Below are 3625 nucleotides of genomic sequence, written 5' to 3'. Positions count from 1 at the left end.
ATTGCCATTTATGAAGAGGATGAAAAACAAAACACGGGCGGTCCTTGAAAATTGCCCCGGTGTGCGCATCGAGGCAGGAGAAGCATTATTTCCCTATTTTCGGCCTATCTTTCAGGGCGGCTTTTTCTTCCGATGTCAGGTAGGGAAAAGCATTGAGGACCTTCTTTTCCGGCAGTTATCATTAAAAAAATCGTTCGTGGAAGAAAAGATAAGTACGGTTTTCCTTGATAGACAGTGTGTCGATGACATCTCTCGGACCATTCTGAATGACTATTCCGTTGTGGCATTTTCCTCGGCCCTTCCGGGTCTTGTTGGCGCTACGTTGAGAAGGGGTGGTTTTTACGCATGTCTGAGAAATTCCATTACCTATCGCAAAAAAGACATGTCTGTTGACGCGCGGCAAGGAACTATCACCATCAAACTTTTTAACCTTCTCATGGAGGAACTGGGTCCTGTTTTTCTCAGGAAGGGCATTATCATGGGCTGTTCTGCCATCATCGGCTTCCTTCAGGAACAGAGGGAAGCTTTCTGGAAAGAAATACATGCTGCGTATCTTGGAGATAATATTATTGCCCCCCGTGATTTATCCATAAAAAGTACTTACGGCAATGGTGAATATATAACAATCCGCATTGATGATAGAGATAGATTTCAATGAAACATTGTCATGGGGCAGACAAAATGATACTTTTGGAATGACCGATATGCATGTAACTGTCAAATTATTTGCAACATTCCGGGAAAACCGGTTCGATGTGAAGGTGTTTGAACTTCCTGATGAAGTAACGGTAGGAGAAATTATCGACAAGGCCAGCATTCCCGCAACAGAGGTCGCCCTCATCTTTATCAACGGTTGTCACAGCAGTTTAGAAACAAAGCTTTCCGAGGGTGATACGCTGGCCTTGTTCCCTCCCATAGGAGGCGGCTAAATATCACCCAGTTCTTGGGCTTGGTGGCGAAGTGAACTGAATGAACGTAATAGCCGAGGTACGCTCGGTGAAATCTTCATAGTTAAGAAAAACATGCCAGTTGTGGACTTCAGGAAGGAGTTTGTGCCGCAGGTAAAAGCCACGCAGTATTAACTTCTGGAAGAAAGAATGTATTTAACTCGGATATGCCATTTGCAACGGTGTCGAATTGTCCTGAGCAAACCGTCGTGAGGCCAGGAAAGTTTAAGTGTTTTTATTAGATTAAGGATAGACCCTTTTGTTTTTTTCTTTGCCGGGTCTTCCTGACCGGAAGACCCGGTTCTGTCAAATTCTGAATTTATAACGCCGCGTCTATGGCTGCCACGGATCAAACTTCTGATCAAGCATGGGCCCCATGATCTTCTGGTACTTTCCGCTCGCTTTTAGCTTCTTGACGAGTTCGGAAAATATCTTATCCACCTCTTTTCCTTTCTCTCCGAGGGGCAGTACCGCCTTCACGTCATATTTCCCGTATTCCCATCTCTTGAGGCTCTTCAGGGCAAGCTTCTTCATTGTCTTGTCGGTTGCGCCCATTGAGAAAATCCAGGCATCTATTCTGCCCATATCCAACTTCTGGAGGCTCGATTCGATGCTGGGTGAGCCGGTTATATTGGGAATTTCGCCATCGAGGACGTTCTTATTCCCCTGGTCGGTCTCCACCTTGTACTTTGATAGATTCGTGAGGTTGATGTCTTTGTTGTTCTTGTTTGTGACAAGAATGAATAAGACCTTGTATATGTCTTCAGAGGAGAATTGAAACTGGAGCTTACCAGGGTCTTTCGGCGTTATTAAAGGCATATGAAAATCTGCCCTTCCTTTCTCCACGTTATCTATCGATCGCACAAAAGGAAACACATCCCAGGTGATCTTCCCGTCCTTGTATTCCTCGGCCATTGCCTTGAGAAGGTCTACCAGAATGCCCTTATCCTTTGACTCTACCATCGGGGGCAGTAAAGGAAGGCTCACCTTCAAATCCCTTGCCTGTGCCTGTGAAAAAAGAAGACAAAAACAAAATACTGCCAGAACAAAATACCTACCCAGTTTAAACATTCTTTATCCTCCTTTGTTTTAATAATCTGGTGTTGTCTTAAACACTCATGGTTGTGTCATGCTACATACATAAGGCTTATCGACGTTGACCTATTTTTCTTAAGGGCAAAATCCATAATCCGCAACCACCCAGTATGATGGCCCTTACCATTCCTTCCAGTTCAGGCCTGTTTTCTGTTCCCAGTCTGTCTCGAATTTTTCGGTGAAGAATCCATGTAATTTTTCAAAAAGTCTTTTCCATCCGGGTTCGAATTTGTAATTGAGTACATCCTCTATGAACGGTACAACTTCGCCGAGTGTTTGCTTGGGGAGATACGCTCGGGCACCCATTTCGTGGGAACGCTTAAGGGCTTCGGCGCTTATGACATGTGCGGTGAGCATCACTGCCTTCATATTCTTTTTTATGGCAATTTCAAGAAGGTCAAAACCACGTACCCCCATGATATCGAGTATTACCACATCGTAGTGGGTGGATTCGAGTTTGTTTATCGCTTTCTCATAAGTATCAGCCTGGTCAACGGAACAATTTGGGCAGGCTTCCATTATTTCGACATTTAAAATCTCGAGAACATCGGGCTCATCATCAACTACCAAAATCTTTTTTCCGTCTAAAATAGACTCCTTCATAGAATTTCCTCTTTTATGTTTTTAAGCACAAGTTAATACTGATAAGCAGTAGGAATTTTCTTAACCTTTTCCTGTTTTGTCCAGTATTCAATGCGCTCTTTTGTAAATTTTATCCAGCCGTCAACTTCGGCAGCCTTGTAATCCTTGGAAGTCAGATCTTTCTTATAGTCTTCGATAACAGGTTGAGCTGCTTTTATCCATTTAGCATTTTCTGCTTCGTTGAGATATATGATTTTGCCGCCCTGTTTGAGAAAGTATTCTCTGCCTTCAATGTCTATATTATTCCACTCAACAGTCCAGCGTTCAGTAAACTCTTTGGAAAACTCGGTAATGGTTTTTTGTGCGTCGGGAGGAAGACTTTTCCATTTATCCTTATTCATGACCACGTAGAAACAATATGCACTCCCTACCCTCCAAGATGCAGTGGAGTATCTCATTACTTCACCTGTTTTAAAACCTTTCAATGTTTCAAGTGGGAGCAATGCGCCTTCAATGACACCTTTTTTGAGCGAATCATACATTTCGGGTGTAGAAACAGGAATTGGAGTGCCGCCGAAGGCTTTTACAATATCACCAAGTCTTCCTGTGCCCCTCAGTTTTAATCCTTTTACGTCTTCCGGGGTATTCACGGGTTTTTTAACAGTCTGGATTACGTTTATAGGTGATGTGCTAAGCATGAGCACCTGATATTTATCAAATTCTTTTGGTTTATATTTGTTGTAAAAGTCATTGGCCACATGACCTGCAATCCAGGCGCTTGGGAAGCCAAGGGGTAACTCCATCATTTCCATAACCGGAAAACGTCCCCTTGCATAAGACAGATTTGAAAGCCCGATGTCGGCAATGCCGGTGAGTACCCCTGCAGCCATCTTATCGGCGCTGAGCAAGGTACTACCTGTATACTGGGTTATTTCTACTTTGCCGGTGAGCTTTTTGTTAAGCTCTTCACAGAATTTACCCATTATTACCGAATTCATGTG

5 protein-coding genes are annotated in these 3625 nt (G+C 43.5%); 2 read left to right on the top strand and 3 right to left on the bottom strand.

Annotated elements, in window-relative coordinates:
* Together NT178_07980 and NT178_07975 are read left to right on the top strand one after the other, a co-directional pair.
* On the top strand, window positions 1-658 hold a 658-nt coding region (locus tag NT178_07980), incomplete at its 5' end, for a hypothetical protein (protein MCX5812470.1).
* A complete protein-coding gene (locus tag NT178_07975) occupies window positions 636-929 on the top strand; it encodes a MoaD/ThiS family protein (GenBank protein ID MCX5812469.1) in 294 nt (97 codons plus the stop codon). The genes NT178_07980 and NT178_07975, both read left to right, overlap by 23 nt.
* Before the next feature lie 351 nt (window positions 930-1280).
* On the opposite strand, the gene NT178_07970 is transcribed toward NT178_07975, so the two are convergent.
* From NT178_07970 to NT178_07960, 3 genes are all read right to left on the bottom strand, one after another.
* On the bottom strand, window positions 1281-2018 hold the full coding sequence (locus tag NT178_07970; protein MCX5812468.1) for an ABC transporter substrate-binding protein: 738 nt from the start codon (window positions 2016-2018) through the stop codon (window positions 1281-1283).
* Window positions 2019-2162: 144 nt separating this feature from the next.
* The gene (locus NT178_07965) at window positions 2163-2645 is read right to left on the bottom strand and encodes a response regulator (protein ID MCX5812467.1); all 483 of its coding nucleotides are present in this window, start codon (window positions 2643-2645) and stop codon (window positions 2163-2165) included.
* Between the two features lie 32 nt (window positions 2646-2677).
* A partial coding sequence (locus NT178_07960) for a TRAP transporter substrate-binding protein (GenBank protein MCX5812466.1) occupies window positions 2678-3625 on the bottom strand: 948 nt, incomplete at its 5' end.

The sequence above is a fragment of the Pseudomonadota bacterium genome, from assembly GCA_026388255.1.
In the GTDB taxonomy this organism is placed as follows: domain Bacteria; phylum Desulfobacterota; class Syntrophorhabdia; order Syntrophorhabdales; family Syntrophorhabdaceae; genus JAPLKB01.
The sequence above is the reverse complement of the archived record's forward strand: the minus strand, read 5'-3'. Positions and strand labels throughout refer to the sequence as shown.

What these genes read in the sequence shown, in the direction of transcription:
- NT178_07975 (MCX5812469.1), top strand. Translation starts at nt 636, where the DNA reads ATGATAGAGATAGATTTCAATGAAACATTGTCATGGGGCAGACAAAAT.
- NT178_07970 (MCX5812468.1), bottom strand. Translation starts at nt 2,018, where the DNA reads ATGTTTAAACTGGGTAGGTATTTTGTTCTGGCAGTATTTTGTTTTTGT.
- NT178_07965 (MCX5812467.1), bottom strand. Translation starts at nt 2,645, where the DNA reads ATGAAGGAGTCTATTTTAGACGGAAAAAAGATTTTGGTAGTTGATGAT.